We start from the raw sequence: 16,199 nt of genomic DNA, 5'->3' as shown, positions 1-16,199 counted from the left end.
AACTAATCAACAGGTACAAAACAAGTATTTTTAATTGATTTAATGTAATTGATTTTAGATTTATTTTACTCCGTATGACCTGCGAATCTTGAATTTGAGTTTTGTTAGGACAAAGTAACACCCTATCATCTTAGTACAGAATAAAACGTCTTTTAAAAAAACAGTTGGAGGTGATAAGTGTGCAAATTAAAAGACAAGGTTTGTTTATAGCCCTGGTTATCTGTTTAATAGCATCAATGGGTAGTGCTGCAGCTTTTACACAAGCTTGGAACAGCGGAACTGGACAGCCTAAATACATAACCTCAGACGGTGTCAACATGTACGCCGCAGAAGGAAATAATTTAGATTGTGTCTCTCCAACAGGTTCAAGCATATGGACTGTAGCTCATGCAGTAGCAGACAATGGTTCATGTTTAAAAGTTGGTAAATACGTCTTTTTAGGTGAAGGAAACAACGTATTAGCTTTAAACAAAGCTGACGGCTCAACTAAATGGACAGCAACTGATCCTTTAGGAAGTGGTCAGGCACCTAAGTACATATTAGTAAAAGGAGCTTACGTAATTGTTTCAAATGATAACAAAGTCGTTATACTCAACAGAGAAGACGGAACTAACGCAACACCAATAACAGACGCAGCTACAACTGCAAAACCAATGTTATTTGGTGGATTATACATAGGTGGAACTGCTTCAGGTGTACAAGCTTATAACGCTATTATGTTACCAGATGTCAGAGTTAAAGCAATCAACAAACAGGCTGACAAAACCACTGCAACCATTGAAAACATCGGTTTAACCAATGCAAACAGCTTATTAGTCAAATTTGTTGTAAGAAAAACTGACGGTACATACAGAACAATACACCTAAACGGAGGAACTGTAAACGCTGGATCAACTAAAGACGTGGTAATTAACGGAGCTTTCAGTAAAGGATACGTCATAGTAGACCCTTACTACAAAATGCCAGAACTGAACGAAGGAAACAACCAGAGATACTTTAGTTAAATAAAAATTTTAAATTCTCCCCTTTTTTTTCTTTTTTTGGGAATTTAAATAAACATTAAGGTGATATAAATGAAATTACCAATAGCTAAACCTTTATTAATAGCAATGGTCGCTATCATTGCAGTAATAGGGGTTGGTGCAGGAGTAATGTTAAGTACTAATCAAGCCCCTCAAGGCCCACAAGTAGCCCAATCTGTACCCAGTCAAACACAAGATCAGTTAAATGATAGTGAAATGATGGATAATTTAAATAAAAGTTCCGATGAGCTAACAGAAGACCAAAAAGGATACCAAGGAACTGAAGACATTAGTAGTGAATATCAAGGACCTGAATTAACACAGGCATTAAATGTAATTAAAAAGCATCCAGCACACCCAACTAAACCAACCGTAAAACCACACAAACCACCAGCAAACAATAATAATAACAATAATGTAAACGATGACGATGATAACGGGAACGATAACAACCAGAATGATGATCAAAGCGATGACGATGATGAAACCGTAGACCCTGGAGATGAACAAATAGAAGAACCTTGGGATCCTCTTGAAGACCCTGGAGATAACCCAGACGCTGACGATTATGATGACGACGGAAGCGACAGCGGAGAAGACCAAGACACAACTGGCGGACTTTAAAAAATCTTTTTTTTCTTTTTTAAGGTGATACAATGAAAAAAATCACTATTCTTCTTTTTGTAGTATTTTTATGTAGTATAACTGGAGGCTATTTTTTAGGAAATAGCAGCCACGCTGGCATAAAAGAACAAGAAGTAATGAATGAAGCAGATAAACAAAACAGTTTTGATGAATTAAAAGATGTCAGAGCTTACGCAAAAACAGAAATAGACATATATAACACACCATACGGGGATGAACTACTTTTACCAGACGAAGAAATTGAGGCAATGGCAAGCGAGTATAATGTATCAATTCGGGAAGTAAAGGACAATATAGATGAATATAATTATCAATGGCACCAAGACCACCCAGTTATAGAAGGATACACAGAATCAGAAATCAATAATTGTAAAGTATATTGTAATAATGAAGAAATAAGCACAATAGGCCCTGAAATAGAGAATTTAGAAGGATTTAAAGGTTTATGTAGATTAGCTAACTGGATTAGAAAAAATTTTGATTATCAAAGAGGTTCTGCAACAACAGCCCAAGGCGTAATTAGTACAGGTAAAGGCGACTGCTGGGGTTTAACAGATTTATCAAAATTGATTTTACTCAATGAAGGATACAATTTAAAAGTTATACAATTACATACAAGCGAAGCAAGTAACCACAGAGCTTTAGAAGTAAAAATAGATTCAAAACATTGGATAAGATTTGACCCTTCATTAATAACAAAACATTATGGATATAAACCCTTTTATCACAAAGTAGGAATTAAAACAAAAATATTAGGGGCTTACCAATGAAATCAGAGCTTATGACGCCCAAACAAATAAAAAGAATGGGAATAAAGCATGAGCAAGATTTAGTGAAATTGTTTAAAGATAATGATTTCTCAGCTTGCAGGCTTGCAGCCTCTGGAATTTCAAACCCCGATATATTTGCAGCAGACGGAGAACAAACATTAATTTTAGAAGTGAAAACAAGCCATACAAGTTTAATAAGAGTTAGAAGTAAGCAGGTTTATACATTAAGGACATTTGCACAGAGATTTAAGGCAAAAGCATACATAGCAGCTAAATTTTTAAATAGGTCAAATTGGCGATTTGTAGAACTTCAATATCTAAATGTGGGGATTAAAGGGTTTTCATTAGATTATAACACTGCAGAATTAAAAGGAATAACTTTTAACGAGCTAATAAGTAATGAATCACAAACAAAATTGATCTAAAATGGAAAAAGAAGAGATTTTAGAAAGGATTTTTGAAAATATTAAAAATGGAAAAAATAGCTTAATTTGGAAAAAAAATACATATGAGTATGCAGATTTAATAAAAGAAAGATATAGAGCAGTTTATATAAATGAAACAGATCCTATTAAGTCAAAAATGATTAAAGTAATCCGAGAAGTTTCAAAATTACAAGAAATCAAAAATATTGAATCAGAAGAACAACTATCAAAAAAGACCAAAGACCAGCTAAAAGAACTTTTAAAGAAAAGAAACAAAAAAAATAAATTAGTTATTATTTTTAACCACTTTGAAAGACTAACAAGAACATCAGCTCAATATTGGATGAGTTTAGTTGGTAATCCATTTATAGTAATGGTGGGTTCTACATTTGGAATTCATAAAAAAGAAGCTTATGGATTTTATAAAACTTTTAAACTCATAAATAAAGAAGAACAGGAAGAAAGCAGAGCAGAAATGAATATTACAATACCATTCATTTTAATAATAGGAGTTTTAATTTTTCTTTGTTTATATAAACTAAGCTTAATTTCGAGTGATAAAGTAATGACAGCAGTTATAATGTCTATTTTAGTCACGAGAACAATTTTATATTTTGTAAAATAAAACAGGTGGTTATTATGAGATATTATACTCATATAACTTTAGGAATTTTATTATACGCCCTGTTAGTTTGGTTATTAGATCAACCTTTTACAATAGCAGGGATATTGTTCACAGCATGGATCTCTATAATGCCTGATTTGATTGAAAGAGCAATAGGAGAACATCGAAGCTGGGGACATTCTATAATTTGGTTAATTCCAGTTATAGCGAGCTTTTTATTTAATATACAAATGGGAATAGCATTTGCAAGTGGATTTCTAGGGCATATACTGTTAGATACAATTACAAAAAAAGGAGTAGCTTTTCTATACCCTTTCAAAAAAACAAGAATGGTAATGCCTAAAAAAGAAAAATCTAGAATTCAAACAGGTAATAAACAAGAAAAAGCCTTATGCTTAGTACTTTTATTATTATTAGTACCCTTGGCATATGGTGTAGTTTATGGAATGCCTGAATATGGTATTTTAGCAGATGGAAATAATTCAACTCTTAAAAAAACAAACAGTAGTAATGCTTTAAGTGATTTCATAGATAAAATTACAGGGAATTTAAAAAATAATGGTACTAAATCATCTAATTATAAAACAGGAAGCTCAAATTATACACCTTATACAAAAACAAACGCAGTAGATAAAACAACAGACAAAGTAACCGATAATACAAACAATAATGATAATAACGACGATACAGACAATTTAATAGATTGGTTAACAGATAATCAAGACAATAACACAAATAACAACCAGAATACAACAAATCAAACTAATCAGACTAACAATGAAACAGACAATAATCAAGATTTACTAGATATGTTAGACCCTTTATTCGATGATTTAACAGGTGCAGCAGGCGGAGATGACATAGAACAGAATATAACAATGGAAGACGACAGCCAAGATTACATACCAGATAGTTACGACCCAGGATATAACCCAGACGCTGATTATTGGGATGATTCAGGAGACTATTCAGACAGTGAAGATGATGGAGGATTCTTCTTTTTTATGATAGTACCATTAATTAAGGTGGTATTATGAATAGGTATCAAGGAATAGCGGGAATAATAGTATTAACTCTATTAATAACCGCTTTTTTTAATTTTCCAGAAACTAACGCAGCTTATACGCCAGATTTAAGCATTGTAAAAGTTTCACCAAACAATTATGAAGGATTTAGCACTTATCCAAAATATGTTCCGGGTTATGCTGTTGAAATAGCTAATTATGGTTCTGGAGCTTCAAAAAATACAACCCTTGATTTTTACATAAAAACATTTGATAACAAGTATTTAAAGAAAACAATAAAAGTACCGGCCTTAAATGCAGGAAAAGGAACCCGAATAAGGTTTTCAATGTCAAATCAAACAGATGGGAGCTTTAAAGAAGGTTACGCAGTAGTAAATTCAAATAAAGCATTTAAAGAAATAAAATTCACTAATAACGCCCGGAAATTTTCATTAAAAGAAGCAATGTTATCTGCAAGCAATAAAACAGTAACTGAAGTCTATCAAACGGCAGGCACACTCACAACATGGACAGGAACAGCATTAAATTATACTTCTCCACTTTCAGGAAAAACAGGAATAACAAGGATGTATTGTAAAATTAATTTTGACAATACAAGAGATATAAGTATCTGGAATATAACGGCATCAATACCTGGAAATTTACGTGATAATGTAACAATAAAATCATTTGGAGAATATCAGCAAGACTCAGGACATCCAACAAGCTGGAATGATACATCATGCACTTTTAATATAGACACATACTACAACAGATTAGAATATATTGAAATAACAGTTACCGGACAGAATTTAGAAAGTAAAAACGTATTTAAAGAGCCAATTCAAGTATTTAAAATGGATTGGATCAATACAGATGAAGAACCAGACTATGGATATTGGGATTATTCAGACATAGCCGAAAGCTTAACAAGAAACATTCAAGAAGATTATTCGGGAGTTGTAACATCAAATCAGACTTATACGACGACAAACGCAAAAACTTACACAGTACATCATAATAATGTAATAGAGCTAATAGTAAAAGGAAATACAGACGGATACTACACAGCAGGATGGTTTATAACTCCAAAAGGTACATTTAATAATGTAACTGGGCTATATGGAAATAATGAAAAACCAGCTATTTTAATAAGTAATGGACAGTACGGTATAAGTCAAAAAATCCGAGATGTTCCGCAGATTGGATTCAAAATAAAAGGTTCAAATATTTCAGGTTTCACAGATTTTAAAAGTTTAGGATTTAGATCATGGACCTGGAAAGAAACATATTAATTCTATTATTTTTTTATTTTTTGTATATTCTTTAAACAAACAGAAAACATATTATTGCGATGAATCTAAAAATTTATTTATAATAATTTCTACATTAGTATCTATTTTAGTGCTAATCTTCACAAAGAATCTAATTATATTTAAATGTTTATGAAAATAAAGCGATGAGTATCATGTTGAACAAAGAGATCATATGCCCTAAAATGATATATAAAGCTTTTAAAAATTATGCTGATTCTGTAAAATATTTAAAAAGTTTCATAAAAGACATTACTGAACGTAAAAGAGCAGGAAAACAACTGAAAGAAAATGAACAAAAGTACAAGACTATTTTTAATTCATCTCCTCACTATATGATAATTATAGGGTTAGATGGCAATTTAATAGATGTAAATAAAGCAGCATGTGAAGTAGTAGGGTTATCCCGGGAAGAATTAATTGGTAGGAACTTTACAGAACTAGACTTATTGCTTGATGAAGAAATGCCACTACATGTGAACAATATATCTCATGTTTTAAAGGGAAATAAAACTAAAATTGGTGTATCAAGGTTTATTGATAGAAATGGCGAAATTCGTTATGTTAAAACATATTTAACTCCATTAAAAATGAATAATGAAATATTTGCATTAAATGTGATCTGTCATGATATCAGTGAGCATAAGAAGGCAAAAGAAGCACTTAAAACGTCAGAATTGTATTATAGAACTATTTTTGAGAATACTGGAACTGCAACATTAATAATTGGAGAAGATATTGTTATTTCTCTTGCAAATACTGAATTTGAAAAGCTTTCTGGATATTCAAAGGAAGAACTAGAAGGTAAAAAAAGTCTTATGGATTTTGCAATAGAAGAAGACTTGGAACGGTTGATAAGTTATCATAATTTAAGAAAAAATGACCCGGATTCTGCTCCAAAAAATTATGAAATTAAGTTGATAAATAAACAGGGAGATATCAGGGATGTTTATGTAACTATTGACTTAATTCCTTATACAAGAGATCGGGTAATTTCTCTTTTAGACATTACTGACAAGAAAAGATCAAAGGGAGCACTTATAGAAAGTAAAAACCATTATCGTAAGTTATTAGAAAATTCATTTGATGCAGTTGTTATTCATAGTGAAGGTAAGATTATTTCTGCAAATAGTGCAGCAATTAAACTTTTGGGAGTAAAAGATCCAGATAAATATTTGAATAAGTCATTATTTAATTTTGTGCATCCAAAGTACGATAAAATTGTATCAGAACGCGTGCAAAATATGTTAGAGAAAGGTGAGGCTGTTCCACCTATTGAAGAAAAATTTGTACGGCCTGATGGAACGATAGTATATGTGGAAGTTTTAGCAACAGCTTTCATTTATGATGGTAAAAAGGCAGTTCAGGTTGTTTTTCGTGATATTAGTGAGCGTAAAAAAGCTGAAAATGATATTAAAGCGTCGCTTAAAGAGAAAGAGACTCTTTTAATGGAGATACATCATAGGGTTAAGAATAATTTGCAGATAATTTCTAGTTTACTTGACCTTCAGGCGAATTATGTTGATGAGCAAGAAGCAATTAATGTTTTACAGGAGAGTCAAAATAGAGTTCAATCTATGGCTATAATTCATGAGATGCTTTATCAATCCATTGATCTAACCAGTATAGACTTCATAAGTTACATCGAAAATCTGGCTCATGATTTATTCCTTTCTTATGGTGCTAAAAACCACATTAAGTTCTTTATTAAATCTGAACCAATCTTATTAAATATTGAAACTGCAGTCCCATGTGGCTTAATATTAAGCGAACTGATTTCTAACAGCTTAAAATATGCATTTCCAAATCATGAGCCTGGGAAAATATCAGTGAGTATTAATTCATATGGGGAAGAGTTCGAACTTATTATAAGTGACAATGGGATCGGTTTTCCAGAAAATATTGATTTTAAAAGTGTAAATTCATCATTAGGTCTGCGATTAGTAAATACACTTGTAAACCAGTTAGAAGGTTCTATAGAATTAGATAAAACTGAAGGAACAAAATTTAAGATAAAATTTAAAGAGTTAGAATATAATAAAAGATTTTAATTAATTTCAAGTTGATAAAATAAAAGAAGAATTAAAAATTAGCTATTAAATTATTCAACAGGTGTTAACAAAATATTTTTAATTGATTTAAGGCATTTTTATTTTGAATTGATCAGCAGGTGCAAAACAAGTACTTTAAATTTATTCAAGGTTTTTGATTTTTAAGATATCCTGGTAAAAATGAAATTTTGATTTTCCAGAATTTAATTAATTGAAAATTGGATCTGCTGCGCATACCTGCGGAAATAAAATAAGGTCCTTAAAATAAATGTGAAAAAAATTTTTTAAAAAACAATTGATAAACGTTCTTTTTTATAATTACGAGCAATACAACCCATTTTCAATTTAGAATCTATTTGTTTACAACAGGCAAGGCAGCCAACACAAAGATCTTTATTTACTTTAATTGTCTTAGAATCATCGAGATATAACGCATTAATAGGACATAAAACGGTACAAACACCACACCCAACACAATTGAGGCATTTTTCAAGTAATAAGCGTATCTGTTGATTTTGAAGGTTCATTTCAAGTGTAAAAGTAAGTTCATTATCATTTATGGAATAGTTGGAAGCTAAAATAAACAGTAAATTTTCAAGTTTATGTAAATGAATATTATCTCCTTTTAAAGTATAGTGATTACTAATATTATGCATTTTAATGACAGGAACTTTCAAATATTTAAAAGCATAAGATCGCCAGCCATTTTTGATATATTTCCGTCTATATTCTGTAGTAACATTAGAGACAGAATAGACATTTAGGATTTTTTTAAATTTTTGAAAACCTTCAGGCTCGAGCTCTCTGGCAAGATCCCATTCATTTTTTGTAGAGAAAGGACAACACCAGCAACCTACCCGGTCAATATAACGGTATAATGGATTGAATTTAAGATTATTGTAACGTATATAACGCCATATATCTTTTTCAGACCAATCAAAAACGGGATTAACTTCAAAGAAATGATATCGCGGATTTGCAAAAAGCAAAGGATCACTTGTAATTTTATCATATTTAGAACGCCTTAAAGATTCATCACCTCTAATACCTGTTATATGATAATATTTTTTATTTTGAATACTGTATTTCATGGAAGTAACAAGTTTTAAAACCTTACAGCACCATTTTAGACGTTTTGAAGGAGGGGAAATCAATTCACAAAATTTAAAAAAATCATTTTCAGGTTTAAGATCTTCAATAAAATAGTATTTTTTCATTTTTTCAACATAAGACCTGGAAATAGTATATTCAAGTTCAGAATTTATGTATACTGCATGATTTAAACCTGCTTTTTTAGCTAAATCCATAGCTACAAGACTATCTTTACCACCTGAAAACATAACAACTGTTTCATCAAAATTACAGCTTTCTTTAATAAATTCGATTGCTTCTTTTTCTAAATTAACAATGTTCAAAATACCACCTTAACAGCTGCATAAATTCCCATGAAAAACACACTAAAAATTCTGAACAATGTAACAAAAATTAACTCAGGACCTGCAAAAATCTTGTTAGTTTGTTCAATTTCATAAAGGCGATTTAATACAACTTTTTGACTAATTTGAGGTTTATTTCGTAAGATTGCGGTATAACGAAGACCGGAAACACCTATTTAAGTTTTTCTATTTAATCATTTTATAAAGACATTTAATACATTATTACCATAAGTACATTTGACCGTAAGTACTTTGTCCATATGGTCATGAAATAGAATGAAAATAGGTGATAGATTGAATAATTTCAAAAGACTAGCAAACCTGAAAGATTTGAATAAAGCAGTAGAACAGCTGGATAGAACCAAAAGAGAAAAAGAAAACAAGATATTTAAAAAACAAATACGGTTTGACAGGGTACAGAACTCTAAATTAACTATAATTAGTTTTTTAGAAGGAAAATACCAGGGAGAACTAGTAAGAAACACAGTTGATGAATACATTGAAAACTATGAAAAAGAACACGGAAGCCTAAAAAACATAGCTAATACTATTTTAGAAAGTAAAGGAAGTCATGAATTAAGTAAAATTGTAAAAAGAGGTAAAACATGCTTAGAAGTTGCAAATGGGCTTCAACATGTATAAAAGAATGTGAACCATGTCATTGTGGAGCAGAAGTAAAAGAAGTAAATGAAAATTGTAAAAGTTGTATGGCCTGCGAAGAACCATTTTACAACCTTAAAAAGACATTGGAGAAATCAAAATGATTAGAAAATGTTTAGCAGCACAAAAATGTATATGTGCAGAGTGTAATTACGCATGTCCAAAATGTGGGGTCAAAAAATGGAGAGTAAACGAAGAATGTGAATTATGCAGAGATTGTGAACAAAAAGAACTAAAAAGAGCTAATATAGATATTAAGGACTTAAAAAACGCTACTGTAGTAAAAGAAGAACATCCAGTAATCTTAATTTTTGGGGAGTGATTATGTGAAATGTGTTTTTAACCATGATGAATGTTGTAAATGCAAAATCTGTTATAAAGAAAATGGAGAACGGAGAGGATAAAATAATAAAAATTAAAAGGTTTAGTTCAGGAGAAGAAATGATAAATTTCATGGATATATTTTTTAATGAATATGAATGTTTATTATATCATTCTAGCGACTATAAAACAGAATTAATCAAAAATGAATTATCATAAGTGATTACATGAGAAATAATGAACCAACAGACTTAGAAAGTGAAATATTCAATGGAATAACTAGGAGAGCATCAAAACAAGCAAATAATGAATACATTTACACAGAAAATGATATTTGGAATTTAGTAAAAGCAATAATCGATAAATATCAACTGGAGAATGATTAAAATGAGTAAGAATGAAATAGAAATGAATATAATCGATATTGAACTCGTAAGAGACAGTATAGGACAGATAGAACTAATTGGAAATAAATATAACATTCCTGCAAATGTTCTATTTGAAAAAGTCAGTAACCTGGAAAAGGTGAAAGTGTAAATGCAAAATAATAGAGAAGTAATTGCCCACAAAAAGCAATATTGCATGATCAATACAACAATATTGTTCTCTCAAAGCAATGACATAAAAAACGTAAAAAATGAGTGTGTGTGCTTGGGAAATCATTCAAAAGTCATTTCAAAATTCCAAAGAATCATCGAAAATCAATCATGCTTAAAATCAACTTTATCAACTAAAAAGGTATATTTGCCTTTATTTTTGCATAAAGAACACTTAAAACGCTTTTTTTATCATTTATTCTTCTCTTATTTATTATATTATAATAATATAATATATAATAAATATATAAAAAGTAATACAAAAATAAATAAAATTAATTTAGTAATAAGAATTAATTAAATCTGTATAACAAAATGTTTAACAAAATGTATAATGTTTTGTAAAATTTAGCAAATTGTATAACAAGATGTATAACACATTGTGATCTCAAATCGAAAGGGGTTTAAATATGTCTAAATTCATTGATTCACTTTTAAAATTCTATAATGAGGAAAAAGAAAAAGAATCACCTGAAAATTATGTTAAATCAATAAAAAAACTATTAGATTTCTATGGGGTTAAAACAGATTAATCTAAAAGATTAATAAAGAAAAAATATTGATACTTAATACAGAATTGCATCAAATTATAGTTTTAATCTAACATACTTGTAGCAGAATCTTATAAATTCTTTAAATGACAAATTAATATTATACTAATAATTTACACGGGAATGTGAGTAAAATCTTAGACTACCTTATTATACTTGGTGTTGCTGCAGGTATCTATCTGGCGGCTAATATTGGGGCCAATGATATTGGTAACTCCATGGGAACTGCCGTAGGAAGTGGTGTTGTTAAGATGAGGCAAGCCCTTATAGTGGGGGCTGTGTTCATGTTTATAGGGGCTGTATTTTTAAGTGGTAATGTCATTAAAACTATATCTGGAGGTATAGTTGCATCATCATTTATAACTCCTATAGGGGCGGTTATAGCTACTTTATCTGCAGGAATATGGGTTAGTATTTCTATTTTTAGGAAAACTCCTGTTTCAGGGAGCCATGCTATGGTTGGGGCAATTTTTGGATATGGGATTGTTTATGCAGGTACAGCTCATATACAATGGAATTCACTTCTCAATATAGCATTAAGCTGGATTTCATCTCCACTTTTGGGCCTTACAGTTGGTTTTGTTTTTTATTATCTTTTAAGAGTTTCACTTCTTGAGAAAACAACCAGTATGGCTGTAAGGGGCAGATTAGAAAAAATATTCTCTTATTTACAGATTGTGAGTTCATGTTTCGCTGCTATGGGAGTAGGTGCCATAGATATTGCAGCTGCAACAGGTATAATGATTGCAGTAGCTGGAAGTGCTGCAAGCAGCGATATAAGAGTATTGGGTGCTATTGGAATTGTTTCTGGAATTTTAGTTGCTGGAAATAGAATTACAGGTACAGTCGGAAAAAGGATAACTAATTTGGTTCCAACAAGGGGTGTTTCAGCTCAAATAGCGGCTGCTTCTGTTATTTTACTTTTCACATTTTTAGGAATGCCTATATCTCCAACTCAAACACTTGTAGGGTCTGTAATTGGAGTGGGGCTTGCGAGGAAAACTAGAGATATTGGTGGTGACGTTGTAAAACAAATTGTATCTTCATGGGCTCTTACATTCCCGATATGTGCAGTTATATCTGGAACGCTATTTTTTGTTATATCTTCATTTTTATAATAACTTAAAAAGAATTTTACAGTATTTGGGCATTCAATTTCCCAATACTCTATTAAAATTTTATGAAAAGCAAAAGTTTTCAGGGTGGTAACTTGTATGGTTATCTAATCTAAAAATAACATAACCTGCTTTAGATGACTGTTTTTAATATAAATGTATATTAAATAAGTTCTATAATTAAAGTGCTCTTAATGCTTTTATTATATCTCCATCTGAAATTATGCCTTTTATTTTATGATCATCTACTACAATCAGTTGATTTACAATTCCACCACCAGCACCATACTTATTCATTTTTTTAACTGCAGTTTTCAGGTTATCCTGTGAGCCTATGCAGATTACATCTTTTACCATGACTTTGTCGACGGTTGTTCCAAGTTCATATTTATCAAGAATCAGGTTATGTCCAAGATCTGTTGCTGTCACGATACCTAAAAGTATTCCCTCTTCATCAACAACAGGGAGCGAACTTACCTTATATTTCATTAACTTTTCAAAAGCGAAAACAACGTCTTCACTAGGAGGAACTGTTATAACGTCCTCTGTCATCACTTCTTTAACTTTTTGTTTCTCTAACATCTTCTTCACGTCCATATGTCTTTGTAATAGTTTCTATTATACAATCAATCGTGGTTGTAACGTCAATATTTTCAATAACAGGTATATCATACTTCTGGGCCTGATTTTCGAAGTATTTATGTGTTTTTCGTATTGCTCCAAAGTAATTCATATACCTTTTTAATGGCCTTCGAGCCCATAGCTGCCTGCACCTTGAGTAGAATCTTCCTTTATGAACTTCTTCGTCCTGCAAGGTTAAAACGAACATGGCAACATTGTGTTTACTCACAAGTTCTTCGTTTATAAATCCTGGAACGATATGAACGCCTTCAATGACTATACTTACTCCTTCTTTCAGTGCTCTTTCAATTACAGCTTCAACACCTACACTTACAGTATCTACGTGATCCCTAAATCCAATGATTACTTCATCAAGCTCGGGAGATGGGGGAATCCTCAATGATTTATATGCAGTGTAACTGGATTCAAATAAAGTTGGCAACAGTTCTTTTGATACCATCTTACGCATAACTTCTCTTATGATATCTGTGCTTGTCATGTTTCTTATTCCAAGCCTGTTAGCAACTTCAAAAGCAATTGAAGATGTACCAACTCCTGAAGCTCCTCCTATTAATATAATAAGAGGTTCTTTACATGTACGAATCCGTTTCCATAGCCCATATTTTTCAGCTACTTCTTCATTTTCTTCTTTTAATTTTACCCGAACTATTCCTATAAGGTCTTCTAGGCTTATAACTTTTATTCCTTCTTTTCTTAAATGGGCTTCTATTTGAGATGCGAATGTATATGCCTTATTTGGATCCATCTCTGCTCGAGTTAAAGATCGTGCTAAGACTCCTTTAGAAAAAGGCTCTCTATACTTTTTACCACTTACTTCTCCTTCTACCATTATCATTCTCAATTTTTCACCTTTAAAATCTCTCAAAAATCCTCAAAAATCTTATATTTTTGAAAATTAGAAAATACAAAGTATTTTCTAAAATTATATGGATTTTTGGAGCACTCAAACACGTAGTGTTTGGTGTATCACAATCAAAGATCGTGATAGCCTTCGAATACGGAGTATTCATGGCATCAAAAAGCAAAGCTTTTCGATAGTGCAAAAACTGTCAAAATTTGCAATTTTGACGATGCAAAAACTATGTTTTGCAAGCTTTGTTTTTGCTAACTTTGATTTTTAAGGCCGCCGAGCACTGGTGTTCGGGCATTCGAAAAATCAAAAATTTTCGAATGTTCGAAAATGTATAACCTGCAAAAATCTCTAATTTTTGCGGTTACAAAATTCAAAGAATTTTTATAACATTTTCTCAACCTCAAATAGAATAAATATCAATTAATTATACTTTAAATTTCATTAAACTGGTTTAGATCCATTATATTATATGCTGTTAACCATCAAAGTTGATTACATTTCTATTTCTTAAGATTATTGACATAAATAATTATACTATTTTATTTTAGGGTTATGAATATAATTCCTTTTTATAATTTTAATAAAGCATTCTTAAAGATTTATGAGTTGGGGGGATATTTTTATTTCTCTTCCATCTTCATTTATGTCTATTATGCCTGCAAAACCATGAGATGCTTCTCCTGGATTGAATATAATAGTATTCCCTATTTTGTCAATGGCTACTGCTTCATGTATATGTCCACACAAGTTTAGAGAAGGTTGAAACTCTTCTATTATCTTTCGAACACTTTTACTCCCTACATGGTCTCCAGAAGGTATTAAATCAGTTTTTGTGTTGTAGGGGGGCGCATGAGTCACCAGTACTTTTATTTCCTGATTTTCAATTTGTTTCATCAGCTTTTTAAGTTCATCATATATTTCCATCTCTTCAAATTCAAGGGGCGTGTCAAATGGAGTTGGATTTGAGCCGCCAAACCCGCAAATACCTATATTTTTAATAACAGTTGATCTATTGTGTATGTTAATGGCATTTGACTTTTCAATTTCCGCGTAAACACCTGTTGGATCGCAGTTACCTGGTATTGTAAATGTGGGCACATTAAATGCGCATATACTATTTAATATGTCTCCACATAACTTTGGAGGTCCAAAATGGGTTATATCTCCAGTTAAAATTATTAGATCTACGTCATTTTTTTGAAGATAATTAAAAATTTTATGACACTGTCCGTGTATATCGCCCATAACAAGGATTTTCATGTTGTAGCTCCTTTGAAATATAAAAAAATTAAATATTATTTGAAAAATTTATTTCTGGAAAAATGAAGCTATTTCTTTTAAACTTGCTTTAACGTTGTCTTGATCCCCATAAATTGCAACCACGTCATCTTCTTCAAATTCTATTATAACTCCATATTCTTCAGCAATATCATTTAACCTTTCCTCTGATAAAGGCTCCTGGAATGTAACCTTCACCATTGAAAATCCGGAAGGAACTCCAACAGCAAATTTAGGTGCATTTTCCTCTTTTTCTACTACTCTTTCCCCTCTTGAAGCCCTCATAAGTTTATCGAGCCATCCATCTTTGTAATCTTTACCTACTTCCTCAGCAAGATCAAGAAGAGTATCCTGAATTGAATTTAGAAAATCATTTATTCTTTTTATTTCGTTCATCATGTCCTGGTTAGTAGGGTCTGCTTTGTAAAAATTTATGGTAGTTTTTGCTAATCTCACAGTTTTGGGTACTTCATCTGGAATTTTGATTCCACGTTTTCGAAGGTCAGTTAAAAGTTCAACAAGAACTAACCATGTTTGTTCCATAGGCAGTTCGGTCATAAGTGTCCTTCCAGTATTTTTTTAGTGTTATAATTAAGTTTTGCATCAGCTGCCTTTAGTTCTTCGTCTATTTCAGCTGTGCTTTTATATGAATCTAAGAATAAAACGTGATAGCTTTCGGTACCACTTATGTTTAGAATGGCGATTTTTTCATTTTCATCAATGTTTTTCTTTTCAAGAGAAGCCTTATATCTTACATATGGTCCATATTCTTGTGGTAATTCATCAAATTTAAATATTCCAACCAGTGTAGCAATAAACAAAAAAACACCTCGAATAATTTAAGTTTCAAACTAATCAAATTCAAATTCAAGTTAAAATATAAGCCTCAAAA

The 16,199-nt window shown here is 31.2% G+C and carries 22 protein-coding genes; 16 read left to right on the top strand and 6 right to left on the bottom strand.

Features of this window, described 5'->3' with window-relative positions; genetic code table 11:
* Window positions 1-179 precede the first annotated feature (179 nt).
* The 8 genes from EJ01_RS01705 to EJ01_RS01670 all read left to right on the top strand — a co-directional run bounded on the left by EJ01_RS01705 (window position 180) and on the right by EJ01_RS01670 (window position 7,855).
* A complete protein-coding gene (locus EJ01_RS01705; RefSeq protein WP_048080195.1) occupies window positions 180-1,004 on the top strand; it encodes an outer membrane protein assembly factor BamB family protein in 825 nt (274 codons plus the stop codon).
* Window positions 1,005-1,073: 69 nt separating this feature from the next.
* Window positions 1,074-1,646, top strand: coding sequence for a hypothetical protein (locus EJ01_RS01700; RefSeq protein WP_048080194.1), 573 nt, complete (start codon window positions 1,074-1,076; stop codon window positions 1,644-1,646).
* A 32-nt stretch (window positions 1,647-1,678) separates the two neighbouring features.
* Window positions 1,679-2,437, top strand: coding sequence for a transglutaminase-like domain-containing protein (locus tag EJ01_RS16265; protein WP_052375745.1), 759 nt, complete (start codon window positions 1,679-1,681; stop codon window positions 2,435-2,437).
* Window positions 2,434-2,862, top strand: coding sequence for a Holliday junction resolvase Hjc (gene hjc / locus EJ01_RS01690; protein ID WP_048080193.1), 429 nt, complete (start codon window positions 2,434-2,436; stop codon window positions 2,860-2,862). Before EJ01_RS16265 ends, hjc begins: the two co-directional genes overlap by 4 nt.
* A 1-nt stretch (window position 2,863) precedes the next feature.
* Window positions 2,864-3,487 (top strand): hypothetical protein, encoded by a 624-nt coding sequence (locus tag EJ01_RS01685; RefSeq protein WP_048080192.1) that lies wholly within the window; start codon window positions 2,864-2,866, stop codon window positions 3,485-3,487.
* Between the two features lie 14 nt (window positions 3,488-3,501).
* Window positions 3,502-4,524, top strand: a complete 1,023-nt coding sequence (locus EJ01_RS01680; RefSeq protein WP_048080191.1) for a metal-dependent hydrolase — start codon at window positions 3,502-3,504, stop codon at window positions 4,522-4,524.
* Window positions 4,521-5,786, top strand: coding sequence for a CARDB domain-containing protein (locus EJ01_RS01675; RefSeq protein WP_048080190.1), 1,266 nt, complete (start codon window positions 4,521-4,523; stop codon window positions 5,784-5,786). The genes EJ01_RS01680 and EJ01_RS01675 overlap by 4 nt, the downstream gene beginning before the upstream one ends.
* Before the next feature lie 173 nt (window positions 5,787-5,959).
* The gene (locus EJ01_RS01670) at window positions 5,960-7,855 is read left to right on the top strand and encodes a PAS domain-containing sensor histidine kinase (RefSeq protein WP_052375743.1); all 1,896 of its coding nucleotides are present in this window, start codon (window positions 5,960-5,962) and stop codon (window positions 7,853-7,855) included.
* Between the two features lie 284 nt (window positions 7,856-8,139).
* Here EJ01_RS01670 and EJ01_RS01665 read toward each other — a convergent pair whose 3' ends face one another.
* Window positions 8,140-9,270, bottom strand: coding sequence for a phosphoadenosine phosphosulfate reductase domain-containing protein (locus EJ01_RS01665; protein WP_048080189.1), 1,131 nt, complete (start codon window positions 9,268-9,270; stop codon window positions 8,140-8,142).
* Between the two features lie 315 nt (window positions 9,271-9,585).
* Here EJ01_RS01665 and EJ01_RS01660 point away from each other — a divergent pair, with 315 nt between their 5' ends.
* From EJ01_RS01660 to EJ01_RS01645, 8 genes are all read left to right on the top strand, one after another.
* A complete protein-coding gene (locus tag EJ01_RS01660; RefSeq protein WP_048080188.1) occupies window positions 9,586-9,933 on the top strand; it encodes a hypothetical protein in 348 nt (115 codons plus the stop codon).
* On the top strand, window positions 9,897-10,055 hold the full coding sequence (locus EJ01_RS17105) for a hypothetical protein (RefSeq protein WP_157197524.1): 159 nt from the start codon (window positions 9,897-9,899) through the stop codon (window positions 10,053-10,055). The genes EJ01_RS01660 and EJ01_RS17105 overlap by 37 nt, the downstream gene beginning before the upstream one ends.
* Window positions 10,052-10,273 carry a hypothetical protein gene (locus EJ01_RS01655; RefSeq protein WP_048080187.1) on the top strand — a complete coding sequence of 74 codons (222 nt, stop codon included), beginning with the start codon at window positions 10,052-10,054 and terminating at the stop codon, window positions 10,271-10,273. Before EJ01_RS17105 ends, EJ01_RS01655 begins: the two co-directional genes overlap by 4 nt.
* Window positions 10,274-10,296: 23 nt before the next feature.
* Complete coding sequence (locus EJ01_RS01650) at window positions 10,297-10,491, top strand: hypothetical protein (protein ID WP_048192836.1); 195 nt, start codon at window positions 10,297-10,299, stop codon at window positions 10,489-10,491.
* Window positions 10,492-10,499: 8 nt separating this feature from the next.
* The gene (locus EJ01_RS17100; RefSeq protein WP_157197523.1) at window positions 10,500-10,658 is read left to right on the top strand and encodes a hypothetical protein; all 159 of its coding nucleotides are present in this window, start codon (window positions 10,500-10,502) and stop codon (window positions 10,656-10,658) included.
* A 1-nt stretch (window position 10,659) separates the two neighbouring features.
* Window positions 10,660-10,809 (top strand): hypothetical protein, encoded by a 150-nt coding sequence (locus EJ01_RS17095; RefSeq protein WP_157197522.1) that lies wholly within the window; start codon window positions 10,660-10,662, stop codon window positions 10,807-10,809.
* Between the two features lie 469 nt (window positions 10,810-11,278).
* Window positions 11,279-11,401, top strand: a complete 123-nt coding sequence (locus tag EJ01_RS17920; protein ID WP_269221185.1) for a hypothetical protein — start codon at window positions 11,279-11,281, stop codon at window positions 11,399-11,401.
* Window positions 11,402-11,544: 143 nt separating this feature from the next.
* Complete coding sequence (locus EJ01_RS01645; RefSeq protein WP_245611121.1) at window positions 11,545-12,537, top strand: inorganic phosphate transporter; 993 nt, start codon at window positions 11,545-11,547, stop codon at window positions 12,535-12,537.
* A gap of 177 nt (window positions 12,538-12,714) precedes the next feature.
* Here the strand turns inward: EJ01_RS01645 and EJ01_RS01640 are convergent, their stop codons facing one another.
* The 5 genes from EJ01_RS01640 to EJ01_RS01620 form a co-directional block, all read right to left on the bottom strand.
* Window positions 12,715-13,116 carry a CBS domain-containing protein gene (locus tag EJ01_RS01640; RefSeq protein ID WP_048080185.1) on the bottom strand — a complete coding sequence of 134 codons (402 nt, stop codon included), beginning with the start codon at window positions 13,114-13,116 and terminating at the stop codon, window positions 12,715-12,717.
* Window positions 13,094-14,011 carry a 2-phosphoglycerate kinase gene (locus EJ01_RS01635; RefSeq protein WP_048080545.1) on the bottom strand — a complete coding sequence of 306 codons (918 nt, stop codon included), beginning with the start codon at window positions 14,009-14,011 and terminating at the stop codon, window positions 13,094-13,096. The genes EJ01_RS01640 and EJ01_RS01635 overlap by 23 nt, the downstream gene beginning before the upstream one ends.
* Before the next feature lie 609 nt (window positions 14,012-14,620).
* Window positions 14,621-15,289, bottom strand: coding sequence for a metallophosphoesterase family protein (locus EJ01_RS01630; protein WP_048080184.1), 669 nt, complete (start codon window positions 15,287-15,289; stop codon window positions 14,621-14,623).
* Window positions 15,290-15,337: 48 nt separating this feature from the next.
* Window positions 15,338-15,865 (bottom strand): DUF2096 domain-containing protein, encoded by a 528-nt coding sequence (locus tag EJ01_RS01625; protein ID WP_048080183.1) that lies wholly within the window; start codon window positions 15,863-15,865, stop codon window positions 15,338-15,340.
* On the bottom strand, window positions 15,862-16,128 hold the full coding sequence (locus tag EJ01_RS01620) for a DUF749 domain-containing protein (RefSeq protein WP_048080182.1): 267 nt from the start codon (window positions 16,126-16,128) through the stop codon (window positions 15,862-15,864). The genes EJ01_RS01625 and EJ01_RS01620 overlap by 4 nt, the downstream gene beginning before the upstream one ends.
* Between the last annotated feature and the right edge of the window lie 71 nt (window positions 16,129-16,199).

Origin of the sequence: Methanobacterium veterum, assembly GCF_000745485.1 — an archaeon.
Lineage (GTDB): Archaea > Methanobacteriota > Methanobacteria > Methanobacteriales > Methanobacteriaceae > Methanobacterium_D > Methanobacterium_D veterum.
The sequence above is the reverse complement of the archived record's forward strand: the minus strand, read 5'-3'. Positions and strand labels throughout refer to the sequence as shown.

Bases quoted from the DNA above. Each gene is read 5' to 3' on its own strand.
- EJ01_RS01635 (WP_048080545.1), bottom strand. From the start codon at position 14,011: ATGATAATGGTAGAAGGAGAAGTAAGTGGTAAAAAGTATAGAGAGCCT.
- EJ01_RS01655 (WP_048080187.1), top strand. From the start codon at position 10,052: ATGATTAGAAAATGTTTAGCAGCACAAAAATGTATATGTGCAGAGTGT.
- EJ01_RS01650 (WP_048192836.1), top strand. From the start codon at position 10,297: ATGATGAATGTTGTAAATGCAAAATCTGTTATAAAGAAAATGGAGAAC.
- EJ01_RS01670 (WP_052375743.1), top strand. From the start codon at position 5,960: ATGTTGAACAAAGAGATCATATGCCCTAAAATGATATATAAAGCTTTT.
- EJ01_RS01680 (WP_048080191.1), top strand. From the start codon at position 3,502: ATGAGATATTATACTCATATAACTTTAGGAATTTTATTATACGCCCTG.
- EJ01_RS01675 (WP_048080190.1), top strand. From the start codon at position 4,521: ATGAATAGGTATCAAGGAATAGCGGGAATAATAGTATTAACTCTATTA.
- EJ01_RS17920 (WP_269221185.1), top strand. From the start codon at position 11,279: ATGTCTAAATTCATTGATTCACTTTTAAAATTCTATAATGAGGAAAAA.
- EJ01_RS01640 (WP_048080185.1), bottom strand. From the start codon at position 13,116: ATGTTAGAGAAACAAAAAGTTAAAGAAGTGATGACAGAGGACGTTATA.
- EJ01_RS01685 (WP_048080192.1), top strand. From the start codon at position 2,864: ATGGAAAAAGAAGAGATTTTAGAAAGGATTTTTGAAAATATTAAAAAT.
- EJ01_RS01630 (WP_048080184.1), bottom strand. From the start codon at position 15,289: ATGAAAATCCTTGTTATGGGCGATATACACGGACAGTGTCATAAAATT.
- hjc (WP_048080193.1), top strand. From the start codon at position 2,434: ATGAAATCAGAGCTTATGACGCCCAAACAAATAAAAAGAATGGGAATA.
- EJ01_RS17105 (WP_157197524.1), top strand. From the start codon at position 9,897: ATGCTTAGAAGTTGCAAATGGGCTTCAACATGTATAAAAGAATGTGAA.
- EJ01_RS17095 (WP_157197522.1), top strand. From the start codon at position 10,660: ATGAGTAAGAATGAAATAGAAATGAATATAATCGATATTGAACTCGTA.
- EJ01_RS01700 (WP_048080194.1), top strand. From the start codon at position 1,074: ATGAAATTACCAATAGCTAAACCTTTATTAATAGCAATGGTCGCTATC.
- EJ01_RS01625 (WP_048080183.1), bottom strand. From the start codon at position 15,865: ATGACCGAACTGCCTATGGAACAAACATGGTTAGTTCTTGTTGAACTT.
- EJ01_RS16265 (WP_052375745.1), top strand. From the start codon at position 1,679: ATGAAAAAAATCACTATTCTTCTTTTTGTAGTATTTTTATGTAGTATA.
- EJ01_RS17100 (WP_157197523.1), top strand. From the start codon at position 10,500: ATGAGAAATAATGAACCAACAGACTTAGAAAGTGAAATATTCAATGGA.